Origin of the sequence: Nocardia asiatica NBRC 100129 (genome assembly GCF_000308415.1) — a bacterium.
GTDB classification, from domain to species: Bacteria; Actinomycetota; Actinomycetes; order Mycobacteriales; family Mycobacteriaceae; genus Nocardia; species Nocardia asiatica.
The window spans coordinates 1-16,656 of the sequence record NZ_BAFS01000250.1 but is presented as its reverse complement, the minus strand read 5'-3'; the positions used below and the strand labels follow the sequence as shown (position 1 = coordinate 16,656).

Sequence of the window (16,656 nt, the reverse complement as noted above, 5' to 3'; positions counted from 1 at the left end):
GCCCCAGTTTACTGGCGGCTAGCTGAGGTCCGGCTGAGCGTTCAGTGCGCGGCGGCGGGCGCTTGCGCCTCGTCGTAGTCGGCGGGGTCGAAGGTCCTCGTCTTCCACCGGTAGAGCACGGTGGCGCCGGGCCAGTTGTTGGTGATCCGGCCGGAGGCGTTGCGGTACCAGCTGGAGCAGAAGTTCCAGGGCGTGTCCTTCAACCGGTTCTGCAGCCAGTCGTCCCAGCGCTGCTCGGTGGCGGCGCGCGCGGCGAGGTAGCGACCGGGCCGGTCGGTCAGGTACCGCACGACCTGGCGGATGTAGCGGGCCTGGGACTCCAGCATGTAGATGATCGAGCCGGAACCGACGTTGGTGTTGGGGCCGTACATCATGAACAGGTTCGGGAACTGGGGCACGGAGAGGCCGAGGTAGGCGCGGGCGCCCTCGTCGGCCCACACGTCGGCCAGTTTGCGCCCGCCGAGGCCGTAGATGTTCATCGGCGCGAGGAACTCGGTGCCCTTGAAGCCGGTGCCGTAGATGATGACGTCCACCTCGTGCTCGACGCCGTCCGCGGTACGGATACCGGTTGGCGTGATCGCCTCGATGGCGGTGGTCTCCACGGTGACGTTCGGCTGTGCCAGCGCCGGGAAGTATTCGTTGGAGAACAATCCGCGCTTGCATCCCGCCGCGTAGTCGGGCGTCAGTTTCACGCGCAACTCGGCGTCGGGGACCTGCTTGGCCCGATGCCGGTCGGCCAGTGCGATCACCGGAGTCTTGATCCCCGGGATGTCCGTCAGCGCCAGGGCGAGCACCTCGAAGAACGACCAGATGGCGAAGCGCTCGGCGAGGCGGCTGGGCGGGAAGTACTTGAACAGCGCGTGGTGCACGGAGCTGTACTGGACGTCCGCCTTCGGTAGCACCCAGGCCGCCGAGCGCTGGAACAGCGTGAGATGCGCGGCGGCGGGCTGGATGCGCGGAATGTACTGGATCGCGCTGGCTCCGGTGCCGATGCAGGCGATGCGCTTGCCGGTCAGGTCGACGTCGTGGTTCCACTCGGCGGAGTGGAACGCGGGACCGGTGAAGCTGTCGATGCCGGGAATGTTGGGCAACGCGGGGCGGGAGAGCTGGCCGACCGCCGGGACGAGGATGTCGGCGGTCAGTTGCGCGCCGTCGGCGGTGCGCACGAGCCACTGGCCGGCGCGCTCGTCGAACTCGGCGTCGAGCACCTCGGTGCCGAAGCGGATGAAGCGCCGCAGGCCGTGCTTGTCGGCGACAGTCTGCATATAGCGGTGGATGTCGCGCTGCTCGGAGAAACGCCGGGGCCAATCGGATTTCGGCTCGTAGGACCAGGAGTACAGCGGGGAGGGCACGTCGCAGGCCGCGCCGGGATAGGTGTTCTCCCGCCAGACGCCGCCGAGGTCCGTGGCGCGCTCCAGGATGGTGAAATTGTCCAACCCGGCCCGCCGCAGCTCCAGCGCCATGCCGAGCCCGCCGAATCCGGCTCCGATGATGATGATGGACGGCGTTGTCATGCTTCGAGGGTACGGGAGAGTATCCGCAGGTCCGAAGACATACGCGGTCATTCAATCGGCATTTCCGGCCACTCGGCGGGGTCAGCCGCCCGCGAGCTGACGCGCGATGACCAAGCGCTGGATCTGGTTGGTGCCCTCGAAGATCTGCATCACCTTGGCCTCGCGCATGTAGCGCTCGACCGGGAAGTCCTGGGTGTAGCCGTAGCCGCCGAAGACCTGGACCGCGTCGGTGGTGACCTTCATGGCGGCGTCGGTGGCGACGAGTTTGGCGACGCTGGCCTGACGCGAGTACGGGAGCCCGGCGTCGCGCCTGCGGGCGGCGTCGAGGTAGGTGGCGCGCGCGGAGTCGACGGCGGCGGCCATGTCGGCCAGGACGAAGCCGAGCCCCTGGTGGTCGATGATGTGGCGGCCGAACGCCTCGCGCTCCTTGGCGTAGGCGACCGCCTCGTCGAGCGCGCGCTGCGCCAGGCCGGTGGCGACCGCGGCGATGCCGAGCCGGCCGGAGTCCAGAGCGCTGAAGGCGATCGCGAGTCCCTGGCCTTCGGCGCCGACGCGGCGTTCGGCGGGCAGGAAGGCGTCGTCGTAGGTGGCGGTGGTGGTGGGCACGGCGCGCAGGCCCATCTTCTCCTCGGGTTTGCCGAAGTCGAGGCCTTCGGTGTCGCGGGGGACCAGGAAGCAGGAGATGCCGCGGGAGCCTTCGCCGGTGCGGGCGAACAGGGTGTAGAAGTCGGCGCGGCCACCGTTGGTGATCCAGGCTTTGGCGCCGGTGACGCGGTAGCCGCCCGCCACCGGCGTGGCGCGGCAGCGCAGTGCGGCCGCGTCGGAACCGGCGTGCGGCTCGGACAGGCTGTAGGCGCCGATGGCGTCGCCGGAGAGCATGTCGGACAGCCAGCGCTGCTTCTGCTCCTCGGTGCCGAAGGTGAACAGCGGATGGCAGGACAGGCTGTGCACGCTGACGGCGACGGCGACGGCGGCCCAGCGGGCGGCGAGTTCCTCGAGCACCTGCAGGTACACCTCGTAAGGCTGCGCGCCGCCGCCGTACTCCTCCGGATACGGCAGGCTGAGCAGTCCGGCGGCGCCCAGCGCGGGGAAGACTCCGTCGGGGAAGATTCCGGTCTTCTCGCACTCGGCCACGCGCGGTTCGAGCAGCTTGTCGGCGATGTCGCGGGTCAGCTCCAGCAGATCCCTGGCCTCGGGGGTGGGCAGCATTCGGTCCACTGGCATGTCGTCTACTCCGCGGGTCGATCGTTGGTTCTCGTGATTCACAGTATCGGGAGGTCGGTGCCGGCTGGTCGATGCCGGTGGGCGGTCCGGCGAACCCGGGACGGCCGCGGGATGCCCAACCGGTGGGCGTCCGCCGAAGGTCGCGGCCCGGACGGGAGATTCAGCGGTTCGGAAAAATTTTCGTGGACAGCGATGAGTCCTCGGACGGTGCTCCGTCCTATCTGGTGAACGCGCTACCAACCCGGCGCGACCGACCAGAAGGACCAGAGATGACCACCGCCAACCCCACCGCCAACCCCACCGCCGACTTCTCCGCCGACGTCACCGCCCGTCCGGGCAAGGTCCGCAACCGTGTCCTGTGGACCCTGCAGATCCTGTTGGGCCTGTTCTTCATCATCGCCTCCGGCGGGCCGAAGCTCGTCATCCCGAACGTTCTGGCGGACAACGCCCCCGAGAATCTGACCATCCCCCTCGGGCTGCTCATCTTCATCGGAGTCGTAGAGGTCGCGGGCGGTATCGGTCTGATGGTGCCACGAGTCAGTGCCCTGGCTGCGGTGGGTCTGTCCGTTCTCACCGTGCTCGCCGCCGGGACGCAGGCTTTCATCGCCGACAAGCCCATGATGGGAATCTTCCCGCTGGTGCTCGCCGCGATCTTCGCCTGGATCGCCTACGAGCGCCGCGCCACCATCACCGATCTGCGCAACACGTTGTCGCGATGACGAATTCATGAGCACGACTGGCGATCGGTGGGCCCACCCACCGATCGCCAGTCGTGCGTTCTCGGATCGATCGCCCGTCGGGTTGGCGGCGATCGGTTCAGCGGCCATCTGGTCCGCGGCGGCCCGGGCTCGGGCGCTGCCCCAGATGGCCGTCGCGTCCGGGCATCGGAGCGTCGTTGAAGACGACCGGTAGAGCTGCGTGGTGATCCGGTACCGCTGTCGTGGCGGGGACACTGAGATCTCGTGTGCTGCACGTGCAGCTGTGTGCGCAGGTGCGCGTGAACATCGCTGCGGGGCCGCGTCATTCGGGCTGGTCACGGAGGTGTGCCGGGGCGTTGAGGCGAAATGGCCCCGCAGCGCGCGGTCTTGGTTTGTCTCATTCGGGTGATATCGCTCCGATGGTCTGGCGCAGTGGCGCCACCCTCGGCTAAGACAAAGACTGTTCGAATTCGGGGTCGACCGGTGTGTCGGCGGCAACGCAGGGGGTGCCGCCGGCACGCCGGCCCGGAGCGACGCCTGGCATCCGGGCAACGCCTGTTCTATTATCTGCTTATGAATGCAGATAGCCAGGAACCGCGACCGCCGCTCGCGGAGGACCAGGTCGGCCTGGTTGTCGAGGCGTTCCGCATGCTCGCCGACCCGACCCGTGTGCACCTGCTCTGGGCGCTGGTCGACCGCGAACTGTCGGTGAGCGACTTGGCCGCGCAAGTCGGCAAGCCGGCGCCTTCGGTGTCGCAGCATCTGGCCAAACTGCGCATGGCGCGATTGGTGAACACCCGCCGATCGGGGACGACGATCTTCTACCGCTTGGAGAACGAGCACGTGCGGCAGTTGGTAGTGGACGCGGTGTACAACGCCGAGCACGCGGGGCCGGGTGTCCCGGCGCATCACCGAGGCGTGGGCGTGGTGCGGGAACTACCAGGCAGCGACGGGGCGAGTGCGTCATGACCCATAGCCATCACCACCACGCCGGGCATCATCATCACCGGCATCGGCCGGGGCTGGGCGGGGTCCTGCGGGAGATCTTCGTCCCGCACAGCCATGACGCCGCCGACAGCATCGACGACGCGCTGGAGACCGGCGCGGTCGGCATCCGCGCGGTCAAGATCAGTCTGGTGGTGCTCGGGTGCACCGCGGCGCTGCAACTGGTGATCGTCGCCGCGTCGGGGTCGGTCGCCCTCGCCGCGGACACTGTGCACAACTTCTCCGACGCGCTGACCGCCGTGCCGCTGTGGATCGCGTTCGCACTGGGCCGTAAGGCCGCGACTCGGCGCTACACCTACGGATACGGCCGGGCGGAGGACCTGGCCGGCCTCTTCGTCGTCGCGATGATCGCCTTGTCGGCGCTGATCGCCGGCTACGAGGCGGTGCGCAGGCTGCTCGACCCGGTGCCGCTGGAGCATCTCGGCTGGGTCGCCGCGGCCGGCTTGATCGGATTCCTGGGCAACGAGACGGTCGCGTTGTACCGGATCCGGGTGGGACGGCGGATCGGCTCGGCGGCGCTGGTCGCCGACGGTCTGCACGCGCGCACCGACGGGTTCACCTCGCTGGCTGTCCTGTTCGGCGCGGGTGGGGTGGCGCTCGGGTTCCCGCTCGCGGATCCGATCGTCGGCCTGCTGATCACCGTCGCCATCCTGGCGGTGCTGCGGACCGCGGCGCGCGACGTGCTGCGCCGGTTGATGGACGCCGTCGAGCCGGGGCTGGTCACCGCGGCGGAGCGGGCGCTGGCCGCCGAGCCGGGGGTGCAGGGCGTGCGCAGCCTGCGGATGCGGTGGATCGGCCATCGTCTGCACGCCGACGTGGAACTGGATGTCTCTCCGGCGATCACGCTCGCGGACGCGCATCGGGTCGCGCACGAGGCCCAGCACGCGCTCACCCACGTGATGCCCAAGCTGGACACGGCCGTGGTACACGCCTATCCGGCGCATACCGAGGTCGCGGCACCGGGGACGGTCGGCGCCTGAGGCTTCGGTCACCGGCCGCGGACCGGAACGCGCGGTGCGGGCCCGGCGTCGACTTGACCAGCGGGCACTGAGGGCGCCCGCCATCGGATGGGTGCTCCTGGATTCCCCGATCGGCGTTGCCCCGAGCGGCCTACCGTTGGGTAGCATCGCCGATGTGATGTGGCTCATGGTCGGTGCGTGCTGAACCATGCCGGCGCGTGTACCGACCTTTCCGAAGCAGCCCCACCTGGTCCGACGTAGTCACATCACGGAAAATCTCGACGCCGTCGCGTCGATCGGGGCGGAGGCGGATCCCGCCGAAGCCGGTCTCGCTCCCGACTACGCCGAGCGCGTGCGACTGCTGTATCGCAGCGGCGCGTGTCCTGCCATCCGGGTATGCGCGCAGGCCCGGCCGAGTCGTCGCGTCCGAAGGCGTCACGGCATTCGTCTCGCACCTGCTCATCGAGCGCGGACCGCACGCGCCGATCAGCCGCTACATCCCCCGAGGTGGCCGAAACCGACTCGGCTTTCCGACGGGAAGTCACCGAAGAAGAAGGAGTTCCGATGTTGAGCACCATGCAGGACGAGCCGTTGTCGCTGGCGACGTTGCTGCGCTACGCATCGACGTTCGCCGGCGATTCGACCGTGTCCACCTGGACCGGGACCGGCGTGCGCACCATGACCTACCGCGAGGTCGGCGCCGAGTCGGCGCGGTTGGCGAACGCGCTGCGCGCGTTGGGCATCGGGGCAGGCGACCGGGTCGGCACGTTCATGTGGAACAACAACGAGCACCTGGTCGCCTACATCGCGGTGCCCGCGATGGGCGCGGTGCTGCACGCGCTGAACATCCGGCTGTTCCCCGAGCAGGTCGTCTACGTGGCCAACCACGCCGAGGACCAGGTGGTGCTGGTGGACGGCACGCTGGTGCCGCTGTTCGGGCAGATCCTGCCGCACCTGAAGACCGTCCGGCACGTCGTCGTGGTCAACGGCGACGCCGCGACGCTCACCGCGCCCGAGGGCGTCCAGGTGCACGCCTACACCGAGTTGCTCGGCGGGCAGCCGGACACCTACGACTTCCCGGTGATCGACGAGCGCTCCGCCGCCGCGATGTGCTACACCTCCGGCACCACCGGCGATCCGAAAGGCGTGGTGTACTCGCATCGCTCCAACTGGTTGCACGCCATGCAGGTCGGTGCGAACAACGGAATGGGACTGCTGGGCACCGACACCATCCTGGCCATCGTGCCGCTGTTCCACGCGAACGCCTGGGGCCTGCCGTACGCGGCGCTGATGTCCGGGTCGAATCTGCTGATGCCGGACCGGTTCCTGCAGCCGGGCCCGCTGCTCGAGATGATGGCCGCGCAGAAGCCGTCCTTCGCCGCGGCGGTGCCCACGATCTGGGGTGGGGTACTGGCGGCGCTGGCGGCGAATCCGCAGGACATCACGCATCTGCGCGCGGTGGTGGTGGGTGGTTCGGCCGTGCCGCCGTCGATGATGCGCACCTTCGAGGACGAGCACGGCGTGCGGGTGCTGCACGCGTGGGGCATGACCGAGACCTCGCCGCTGGGCAGCGTCGCGCATCCGCCCGCCACCGCGGTCACCGACGAGGACAAGTGGGCCTACCGGGTGACCCAGGGCCGTTTCCCCGCCGGTGTGCAGGCGCGTCTGGTGGGCGACGACGGCGTGGTACCCAACGACGGTGTGTCGCTGGGCGAGCTGGAAGTGCGCGGTCCGTGGATCACCAGCTCCTACTACTCGCCGGACGGCTCGCCGGTCGATCCGGAGAAGTTCGACGACGGCTGGCTGCGCACCGGCGACGTGGGCAAGATCAGCCCCGACGGCTATCTCACCCTGGTGGACCGTTCGAAGGACGTGATCAAGTCCGGCGGCGAGTGGATCTCGTCGGTGGATCTGGAGAACGCCGTGATCGGGCACCCCGCGGTCGCCGAGGCCGCCGTGATCGGCGTGCCGGACGAGAAGTGGGACGAGCGCCCGCTGGTGGCGATCGTGCTCGCCGAGGGCGCCGAGGCCGAACCGGCGCAGCTGCGCGATTTCCTGGCCGACAAGTTCGCGAAATGGCAGTTGCCGGAACGCTGGACGTTCATCGCCGAGGTGCCCAAGACCAGCGTGGGCAAGTTCGACAAGAAGCGGCTGCGCAGCCAGTACGCCGACGGCGACCTGGACGTCATCACGCTCGGCTGAACCCGGCGCCCCGCGTCACCACTTCAGCATCGGCAGTGGTGACGTGGGGTGGGTCCGCAGCCGCCGTGCGGCCAGCCGCGCCAGCCTGCGGTGGAAGCCGTGGTTCGGATAGCGTTTCGCCAGCTCACGATAGGTTCGGCGGGAGATGCCGAACCGGCCGAGCAGGCCGAGTTCGACGTCGATCGCGTCGGCGCGCCGGAAGATCTCGACCGGGTCGTGCGGCGGTCCCGCGGGCCGGACCCTGTGGTGCTCGTCGATCATCGACACCACCAGCCCGGTCAGTTCGGCGCGGTCGATGCTCGACAGCCAGGCGCGCGCGAGATCGCAGGAGGGGCCGAGGTAGTCGAAGCTGCCCGCCGACCAGATGCCGATGTCGTGCAGGGTGGCCGCGGTCAGGAACTCCTCGCGTGCGCTCGGCCGGGGTTGCTGATCGGCGGCCAGCAGGTCGCACAGCGCCAGGACGCGCAGGACGTGATTGGTGTAGGCGGCGCGGTCGGGCCCGAGCTGCTGCTGCCACGGCGCGAGCCGGACTTCGACCTCACCGCGAAGATCGTTGCTGCTCATGGCGGTTCACCCTACGCCAGCAGCGGCGCCGGGCACGGTGGCGACGCGCGGCCGCGCGGGTCGCGGATACGAAAACACCCGGCGCGGACCGAAACGGTTGCCGCGCCGGGTGTTCAGCTCGCGCCGCTCAGCAGTTGCGCAGTTCCGGGCTCTGGTTGAGCAGCTGGGCCCGGGTGCCGATGAAGGTGGTGTAGGTCTCGCCGCCGACCGCGGAGATCGGGAACGCGGCGACCCGGTGGCAGTTCTGGAAGGCGAGTTTCACGCCGAAGTGCCGCTCCAGTCCACCGCGGATGGCGTCGGAGGCCATGGCGCGCAGCAGTTGTCCGCGGGCCGTCTCGTCCGGCGGCGCGATCGTGTTGTCGGCGTATTCCTCGTCACCGGAACGCAGTTCACCGGCGACCCGGCTCACGACCTCCCAGGCGTAGGGCAGCGAGGTGCGGACGACCTCGACGAAGTCGGCGTCGTCGACCTCGCCACGCTCGGCGCGTTCGAGTAGTGCGGTGGGGACATCAAGGGACATGGCGCTCTCCTCCAGTGCTGGACGCGTGCGATGCCAGTCGAGTCTAAACGAAACTCGTTGTCAACAATGCTGGATTCGGCGCGAAAGAGCGGCCTCCAGAGCGGTTTTCGTGGCGGCGGCCAGTGTCGCGACCAGTTCGCCCGCGGGTAGCTCCGGTGCGAGCGCATGCGTCTGGCCCGCCCAGAGATTGACCTCTTCGGGGTTGCTCGCCGCGCGTGCGGCGGCCCGCAGCGGGGCGGTGGCGTAGTGGATCTCCGGGTATCCCGTCGGCGCGGTCGCGGTGTGCTCGACCAGGAATCGGTTACGCAGCCCGCGCGCCCTGCGTCCGGTGAAAGCGCGTGTGAGCATCGTCGGAGTGTCCACGGCCACGGCGGCGCGGTGCACCTGGTGGGTGCCCGCCTCGGGGCAGCGCAGGAAGACGGTGCCCAGCTGCGCCGCCGTCGCGCCCGCCGCGAGCGCCGCGGCGATGCCCGCGCCCGTCGCCAGGCCGCCGGTGGCCACCAGCGGCAGGTCGGTGGCGGCGGTGAGCAGTTGCAGCAGCGCCAGCAGGCCGAGCGGGTCGGTCGCGTCGTCCTCCGGCCGGTCGGTGAACGTCGCGCGGTGCCCGCCCGCCTCGGCGCCCTGGGCGATGAGGACGTCGGCGCCCGCGTCGGCCGCGACGCGCGCCTCGGCCACCGACGTGACCGTCACCCAGACTTCCGAGCCCGCGGCGCGCAGCCGCGCGACGTCCGTGGCGCTCGGGCAGCCGAAGGTGAACGAGACGGCCGCGACCGGGTCGGCGACGAGCAGATCGAGCTTGGCCGCCCAGTCGTCGGTGTCGAAGCGCGGGTCGCCGAGTTCGTGGTCGGCGCCGAGTTCGGCGAGGTAGTCCGCCAGGTCGGCGGGGGGAGTCGCGGGGCCCGGCACGAAGAGATTCACCCCGAACGGTTTGCCGGTGGCCGCCCGGGTCGCTGTGATGCGCGCGGCGGTGTCGGCGGCGCTCAGGTAGCCGGCGGCCAACTGCCCGAAGCCGCCCGCCTCGGCGACCGCGGCGGTCAGCTCGGGGGTGGATGGGCCGCCCGCCATCGGGGCCAGCACGATCGGAACGTCCACATGGTCGAGGATCACGGATTGATTCTCGCTCATCTGGACATGTGACCCGAGCCTCACCAGCGTTTTTCCGCTGGAAGGTTGCGGAATGGTCACGACGAGGTAGAGTTCCCGTCACGACGGATGCCAAACCGTTATCGCCCGGCGAAATCGGATCGTTATGAACCGGTGGGCCGGGCAGGCATCCCGGACCCTGTTCTACGACCGAGGACAAAGCTTTGTCGCAGCACCGTGTAGGCCCCAGTTCCATTACCGTCCAGAGCCTCCTCGGCGAGGGCGGCGAAACGGGCCGTCCGAAGCGGCACCGCGCCGAGCCGTCCGCCACCGAGCGGGTGAAAGCCGCCGCGACCGCCGCCGTCGCCGCCGGCGCCCTCATCGGTGCCGCCAGCCAGGCCGCTCCGGCGCTCGCCTACGCCGCGCCGCTGCTGCCCGGGTCGCACGACAGCGATGACGAGCAGCAGGCCGCCTCCACGGTAAAGGGCTCGAGCATCCTGCCGGTCGCCGAGGCCAAGGCCGCCGCCGAGCCGGTCGCCGAGGTCGCGCCGGAGCCGGCTCCGGTCGCGAGCCAGGTCGCGGCCCCGGTCGCGGCCCCGTTCGGAATCCCCAATCTTCCTCCGGAGATCGCCGCGCCCTTGGCCCATGCCGAAGAGGTCCTCAAGGGCGTGCAGCAGCAGGTCGCTCCGGCCCCGCCCGCGGTGCGCCCGGTGGCCGGCGCGATCAGCTCCGGCTACGGCAGCCGCTGGGGCGCGATGCACTACGGCGTCGACTTCGCCGACGCGCTCGGTGCGCCGATCCACTCGGTCAGCAACGGCACGGTGATCGAGGCGGGGCCCGCCTCCGGTTTCGGCCTGTGGGTGCGCGTGCTGCAGGACGACGGCACCACCGCGGTCTACGGCCACGTGAACGAGATGTTCGTGCACGCGGGCCAGCGGGTGAACGCGGGCGACGTGATCGCCACCGTCGGCAACCGGGGCCAGTCCACCGGTCCGCACCTGCACCTGGAGATCTGGGACCAGGCCGGCGCCAAGATCGACCCACTGCCGTATCTGGCCGCCAAAGGCGTGCCCATGGAGTGGGGCCCGTCCATCCACTGACTTCTTCTGTCCGGCTTGATATTCCGACAAGCGCGTGGTTGCGCGCAGTGGAGCTGCCCGTGTCGCGATCGCGCGGGAAGCCGATCGCGTGCGCGTCTCGTGGAGCGGCCCCACGGACACCGGTCGGTCGCTAGGCTCGGGCCGTGATCGAGCTGGGCGACATCTTCGAGCCTGGGTCACCGCACGGCCGTGTCTATGCCGTGCTGGTGCACCATCCGCGATCGAGTCTCGCCGAAATCGCGCAGTACCTGGGCGTTTCGGAAGACCTCGCGGCGGACTCGTTGGATGTCCTGTGTGAATTGCGTGCCGCGGTCCGTATCGAGTCGCCCGACGGCGAACCACGATGGGACGCGCACGCGCCGGAATCGTTGTCCGAAGCCGAGGCGCGGCGCAGACAGCAGGAGATCAATCAGATGCACGCTGCCGCGGCGCGGCTGAGCGAGACGTTCCGCTCGGTGCGTCGCTCGCCACGCGGCAACGGCGCGGTGGTGCCGGTGTACGAGCGACTCGAGATGCTCGCGGACTTCGAGGAAATGCAGAACGCCGCGCGCAGCTGCGTCAAGCTGGTCGAGCGCGGCCCGTATCTCAGCGATCCGGAACGCGAGCGCCAGTTGTTCGAACTCAAACGGGCCAGGCTCGGTGAGGGCATCCGCTATCAGACCCTGTACCAGGACACCGTCTACCAGGACCCGGAGCGCCTGCGCCACGCGCTGTCCACCAACGCCAGCGGTGCGCAGGCCAGAACGCTGCCGGAGCCGCCGTTCAAATTGATCATCAGCGACGACGAGCGGGCCAGCCTGGTGCTGCACGCCGACGAACGCAGGCCCGACCCGATGGGTCTGCGCATCACCGGGTCGCCCACGCTCGAGCTGCTGATCAAGACCTTCGACGTCCTGTGGGCGATGGCCGCGCCCATCTCGGTGAATCCGGCCGCGGAGGCGCTGGACGAACGCGACCGCGCGATCCTGACCCTGATGGGGCTCGGCGCGACCGACGACACCATCGCGCGCCGGCTGGGGATGTCCCGGCGCACCGTGGTCCGCCGGACCGCCCGGCTGCTCGAGCGTCTCGGCGCGAGCACGCGATTCCAGGCGGGGGTGCAAGCCACTCGGCGCGGATGGTTGTGAACATGTTCACCGATCCGGGTGCTTTTGCAACATGACGGGCCGCGCGCCGATATAACGGCAGGCGATCAGGCAAGACACCGATTCCAGGGGGAGGGGGCGGTGCCCGACGAGAGGACAGCACGGAAGGCAGGGGGCGCGGAGTGCGGTGGCGGCAGCCGCGGCAATCCCATAGCAATCCAATACAGCGCGCGGGTTCAGCGGTCAGTCCCTTATATGATTGCCCGGTCCGCGCTGGCCCCGGATAACAAGCCCCGAGCAGGCTACGCCCCGGGTCCTGGCTCGATGCGAGAGGTGAATGCACTCGAATGGAAACCGCCCGTCGTTCCGCTCGCGGTAGCCGTCGCCGCAGGTCGGGCAGTCCGCTCTTCGCGCAGCTGCTCACCGCCGCCGTCGAGTCCGCCGCCACCGAGGTCGCGATCCGGTTCAATCCGACCGGAGACCCGGCCGACGATCGGGAACTCACCTACGCCGAGCTGGACGCCGCGTCCTCGCGACTGGCCAGGGAACTGATCGAACGCCGCGTCGGTCCCGGCGACGTGGTCGCCATCGGAATCTCGCGCAGTGTGGAGTCGGTGCTGGCGGTCTGGGCCATCGCCAAGACGGGCGCGGCCTACGTGCCGGTCGACCCGACGTATCCGCCCGACCGCATCAACCACATCGTCGCCGACTCCGGCGCCACGGTCGGCCTGACCACCTCGGCGCACCGAGCGGCGCTCGGCACCGGCGTCTATTGGATCGAGCTGGACGACCCGGTGCAGTCCGCGCGCATCGCCGCGCGTCCGGCGCATCCCATTTCCTACACCGACCGGGTACGCCCGTTGGACGAGCGGCATCCGGCCTACGTCATCTACACCTCCGGCTCGACCGGCAAACCCAAGGGCGTCGTCGTCACGCACAGCGGCCTGGCCGGGCTGGTGGCCGCGGAGCGCGAGCACTACGGGGTGACCGAGGAGTCGCGCGTGCTGCACGTCTGCTCGCCGAACTTCGACGTCTCGGTGCTCGAACTGCTGCTGGCCTTCTCCTCGGGAGCGACGCTGGTGATCGCGCCGCCCACCGTCTTCGGCGGTTTCGAGCTGGCGGAGCTGCTGCGGCGCGAACGCGTTACGCACATGCTTATCACGCCGGGCGCCCTGGAATCGGTGGATCCGGCGGGGTTGGAGGACCTGCAGGCCGTGGTGGTGGCCGGGGACAAGTTCGGCCCGGAACTGGTCGGCCGCTGGGCAGGCGAGCACGAGTTCTACAACGGCTACGGCCCCACCGAGGCGACGATCCTCGCCACCAGCACCCCACCGATGACGCCGGACGAGCCCGTCACCATCGGCACGGCCATCCCGGGCGTCGGCGCGTTCGTGCTGGACTCACGGCTGCGTCCGGTGCCGGCCGGGGTGGTCGGCGAACTCTATCTGTCCGGTGCCGCGCTGGCGCAGGGCTATCTCAACCGGCCGGGCCTGACCGCCGAGCGGTTCGTCGCCAGCCCGTTCGGCGCCGACACCGGCAACCCGGGCGCGCGGCTCTACCGCACCGGGGACCTGGTGCGCCGCACCGAGGCCGCGGGCCAGGACGGCGGCGTCATCGAATACCTGGGGCGCTCGGACTTCCAGGTGAAGGTCCGCGGTTTCCGCATCGAACTGGGCGAGATCGACAACGCCCTCACCGGCCACCCGGACATCGATTTCGCGGCCACCCTCGGCAAGACCCTGCCGTCGGGTGCGACCGCGCTGGTGGCCTACGTGCTGCCGCGCCCGGGAGCCGACGTGGACACCGGCGCGCTCGCCGAGTACCTCGGGGAGTCGTTGCCCGCGTACATGATTCCGGCGTCGATCATGACGTTGGACAAGATCCCGCTGACGCCGGTGGGCAAGCTCGACCGTGCCGCGTTGCCCGAGCCGACGTTCGCCGCTCGCGCGTTCCGTGCGCCGTCGACCCCGGTGGAGGAGATCGTCGCGGAAGTCTTCGCGGCGTTGCTGGTGCCCGAGGAGGACGGGCGCGTCGGTGCGGACGACGATTTCTTCGAGCTCGGCGGTAATTCGCTGTTGGCCGCGCAGGCGGCGGCTCGGGTCGGTGCGGCGCTGGGTGCGCGGGTGCCGGTGCAGTTGCTGTTCGAGGCGTCGTCCGTGGCTGGGCTGGCTGCTCGGGTGGAGGCGCACGCGGGGTCGGCGGCGGGGCAGGCGTTGCGTGCGCTTCCGCGGCCGGAGCGGGTGCCGCTGTCGTACGCGCAGCAGCGGATGTGGTTCTTGAACCGGTTCGATCCGGGCAGCGCGGTGAACAATATTCCGGTCGCCGTGCGGTTGTCGGGACGTCTGGACGTGGCGGCGCTGCGCGCGGCGGTGAGGGATCTGGCCGAGCGGCACGAAGTGCTGCGCACGGTGTATCCGGACGTGGATGGTGTGGGTTATCAGGTGGTGTTGCCGGTGGGCGATGCGCGGGCGGTGCCGGATGTGATGGTGCGCCGCGCGGGTGAGCCGGAGGTGCCCGCCTTGGTAGCCGCCGCTGTGGGTGAGGGTTTCGACGTGACGGCGGCGCCGCCGGTGCGGGTGCGGTTGATCGAGTTGAGCGATACCGAGCACGTTCTCGTGTGCGTGGTGCATCACATCGCGGGTGACGGGTTCTCGATGGGTCCGTTGACGCGGGATCTGATGAGCGCGTATGTGGAGCGCACGCGCGGCGGTGCGCCGGGGTGGGCGCCGTTGGAGGTGCAGTACGCCGATTTCGCGTTGTGGCAGCGGGAGATCCTCGGTGCCGAGGACGATCCGGAGTCGTTGCTGGCCCGGCAGATCGCCTTCTGGCGGGCGGGGTTGGCGGGATTGCCCGAGCAGCTGGAGCTGCCCGCGGATCGAGCGCGCCCGGCGATGGCGTCGCATCGGGGCGCGACGCTGGCGTTCGAGGTGGACGCGGAGGTGCACGCGGGGTTGGTGCGGGTAGCGCACGAGCACAACGCGACGTTGTTCATGGTGGTGCACGCGGCGTTGGCGGTGTTGCTGGCGCGGTTGTCCGGGAGCCGGGATATCGCCGTGGGAACGCCGGTGGCCGGGCGTGGCGAGGCGGAACTCGACGATCTGGTCGGCATGTTCGTCAACACGTTGGTGCTGCGGACCGAGATCGATCCCGGGGTGGGGTTCGACCGATTGCTGCGGCAGGTGCGTTCGGTGGACGTGGAGGCGTTCGGGCACGCCGACGTGCCGTTCGAGCGGCTGGTCGAGCTGCTGGACCCGGTGCGGTCGCCGGCGCGGCACCCCTTGTTCCAGGTGATGCTGACCTTCCAGAACTTGGCGCGCACCGAACTGGAGTTGCCGGGACTGTCGGTGTCGGCGGTGGACCTGGCGGTGCCGCTGGCGAAGTTCGATCTGCAGCTGGCGCTGTCGGAGGACATCGATCGGCACGGGCAGCCGCGGGGTTTGTCGGCGGCGTTCACCTATGCCACGGATCTGTTCGATCCGGCGACAGTTCAGGATTTCGCGGATCGGTTCGGGCGGATCCTGGCGGCGGTGGCCGCGGACGCGTCGGCGGTGGTCGGTGATATCGATGTGCTGGCCGCGGGCGAGCGGGAGCTGGTGCTGCACGAGTGGTCCACTCCGGGCGCGGTGGTGCCGGAGGTGACGTTGGTCGAGGTCATCGCCGCCCAAGCCCGTAGCCGTCCGGACGCGATCGCGATCCGGTACGCCGACACCGCGTTGACCTTCGGTGAGCTGCACCGGCGCGCCAACCAGGTCGCGCGCGCGTTGATCGCCCTGGGCGCGGGCCCGGAGTCCGTGGTGGCCGTGGCGGTGCCACGGACCGAAGAACTGCCGGTCGCCCTGTTGGGTGTGTTGACCGCGGGTGCGGCGTATCTGCCGATCGACACCGCTTATCCGGTACAGCGGCTGGAGTTCATGCTCGAAGACGCCGCACCGGTCGCCATCCTGACCACCGCTGCCGAGCGGGAGTCCCTACCGGCGGGCAATGTCCCCGTGCTGTTGCTGGAGGACACCACCGGCTACGACGAGGCACGGGTCCGCAACCGCGAGCGTGTGACGCCGCTGCGTCCGGACCACCTGGCGTATGTCATCTACACCTCCGGTTCCACCGGTGTGCCGAAGGGCGTAGGTGTCGCTCATCGCAACGTGGTCGAGTTGTTCGCCAACACCCAGTTGCTGTTCGAGTTCGACGAAACCGACGTGTGGACGCTGTTCCATTCCTTCGCGTTCGACTTCTCGGTGTGGGAACTGTGGTGCGCGCTGGCCAACGGCGGCACCGTCGTCGTGGTCGACTACCTGACTTCCCGCTCGCCGGAGCAGTTCCGGGAACTGCTGATCCGCGAGCAGGTCACCGTGCTCAACCAGACCCCGTCGGCGTTCTATCAGCTCGCCGAGGCCGACCGCGCGGCACACCACGACGAGGGCAAGTTCGCCCTGCGCTACATCGTGTTCGGTGGTGAGGCGCTGGATCTGCGCCAGTTGCGGCGCTGGTACGAGCGTCACCCGGTGGACGCGCCGTGGCTGGTGAACATGTACGGCATCACCGAGACCACGGTGCACGTGTCGTTCCTGTCGCTGGATGAGCAGATGGCCGACAACCCGGCGAGTGTGATCGGGCGGGCGCTGCCGGGCTTGGACGCGTATGTGCTCGACGACCGGGTGCATCCGGCGCCGGTGGGGGTGGCCGGTGAGATCTATGTCGCGGG

Annotated in this window: 12 protein-coding genes; 7 read left to right on the top strand and 5 right to left on the bottom strand. The window is 69.7% G+C overall.

All coding sequences use genetic code 11. The annotated features are described in order from the left end of the window. Positions 1-41: 41 nt before the first annotated feature. Both ON27_RS24360 and ON27_RS24355 read right to left on the bottom strand, forming a co-directional pair. Positions 42-1,514 (bottom strand): flavin-containing monooxygenase, encoded by a 1,473-nt coding sequence (locus tag ON27_RS24360; protein WP_043732430.1) that lies wholly within the window; start codon positions 1,512-1,514, stop codon positions 42-44. 81 nt (positions 1,515-1,595) lie between these two features. After that, a complete protein-coding gene (locus ON27_RS24355) occupies positions 1,596-2,738 on the bottom strand; it encodes an acyl-CoA dehydrogenase family protein (protein ID WP_043732428.1) in 1,143 nt (380 codons plus the stop codon). Between the two features lie 269 nt (positions 2,739-3,007). On the opposite strand from ON27_RS24355, the gene ON27_RS24350 reads away from it, so the two are divergent. From ON27_RS24350 to ON27_RS24330, 4 genes are all read left to right on the top strand, one after another. After that, positions 3,008-3,457 carry a DoxX family protein gene (locus tag ON27_RS24350; RefSeq protein ID WP_043732426.1) on the top strand — a complete coding sequence of 150 codons (450 nt, stop codon included), beginning with the start codon at positions 3,008-3,010 and terminating at the stop codon, positions 3,455-3,457. A 552-nt stretch (positions 3,458-4,009) separates the two neighbouring features. Then, positions 4,010-4,405, top strand: coding sequence for an ArsR/SmtB family transcription factor (locus ON27_RS24340; RefSeq protein ID WP_043732421.1), 396 nt, complete (start codon positions 4,010-4,012; stop codon positions 4,403-4,405). Continuing rightward, positions 4,402-5,421: a cation diffusion facilitator family transporter gene (locus ON27_RS24335; RefSeq protein WP_043732419.1), complete on the top strand. Its 1,020-nt coding sequence runs from the start codon at positions 4,402-4,404 to the stop codon at positions 5,419-5,421. Before ON27_RS24340 ends, ON27_RS24335 begins: the two co-directional genes overlap by 4 nt. Before the next feature lie 543 nt (positions 5,422-5,964). Beyond that, positions 5,965-7,602 (top strand): long-chain fatty acid--CoA ligase, encoded by a 1,638-nt coding sequence (locus ON27_RS24330; protein ID WP_043732578.1) that lies wholly within the window; start codon positions 5,965-5,967, stop codon positions 7,600-7,602. A 15-nt stretch (positions 7,603-7,617) separates the two neighbouring features. Here the strand turns inward: ON27_RS24330 and ON27_RS24325 are convergent, their stop codons facing one another. The 3 genes from ON27_RS24325 to ON27_RS24315 all read right to left on the bottom strand — a co-directional run bounded on the left by ON27_RS24325 (position 7,618) and on the right by ON27_RS24315 (position 9,811). Beyond that, on the bottom strand, positions 7,618-8,166 hold the full coding sequence (locus ON27_RS24325) for an HD domain-containing protein (protein WP_043732418.1): 549 nt from the start codon (positions 8,164-8,166) through the stop codon (positions 7,618-7,620). Positions 8,167-8,293: 127 nt separating this feature from the next. Continuing rightward, positions 8,294-8,686 carry an SCO5389 family protein gene (locus tag ON27_RS24320; RefSeq protein WP_043732414.1) on the bottom strand — a complete coding sequence of 131 codons (393 nt, stop codon included), beginning with the start codon at positions 8,684-8,686 and terminating at the stop codon, positions 8,294-8,296. A 60-nt stretch (positions 8,687-8,746) separates the two neighbouring features. Beyond that, on the bottom strand, positions 8,747-9,811 hold the full coding sequence (locus ON27_RS24315) for a nitronate monooxygenase (RefSeq protein ID WP_174377878.1): 1,065 nt from the start codon (positions 9,809-9,811) through the stop codon (positions 8,747-8,749). A 182-nt stretch (positions 9,812-9,993) separates the two neighbouring features. On the opposite strand from ON27_RS24315, the gene ON27_RS44155 reads away from it, so the two are divergent. The 3 genes from ON27_RS44155 to ON27_RS24300 all read left to right on the top strand — a co-directional run. After that, entirely contained in the window at positions 9,994-10,869 is an 876-nt protein-coding gene (locus ON27_RS44155) for a M23 family metallopeptidase (protein WP_043732411.1), read from the top strand. 143 nt (positions 10,870-11,012) lie between these two features. Beyond that, on the top strand, positions 11,013-11,996 hold the full coding sequence (locus ON27_RS24305; protein ID WP_043732408.1) for a helix-turn-helix domain-containing protein: 984 nt from the start codon (positions 11,013-11,015) through the stop codon (positions 11,994-11,996). A 305-nt stretch (positions 11,997-12,301) separates the two neighbouring features. Beyond that, positions 12,302-16,656, top strand: a 4,355-nt coding sequence (locus ON27_RS24300; protein WP_043732404.1) for a non-ribosomal peptide synthetase, incomplete at its 3' end; no start/stop codon positions are given.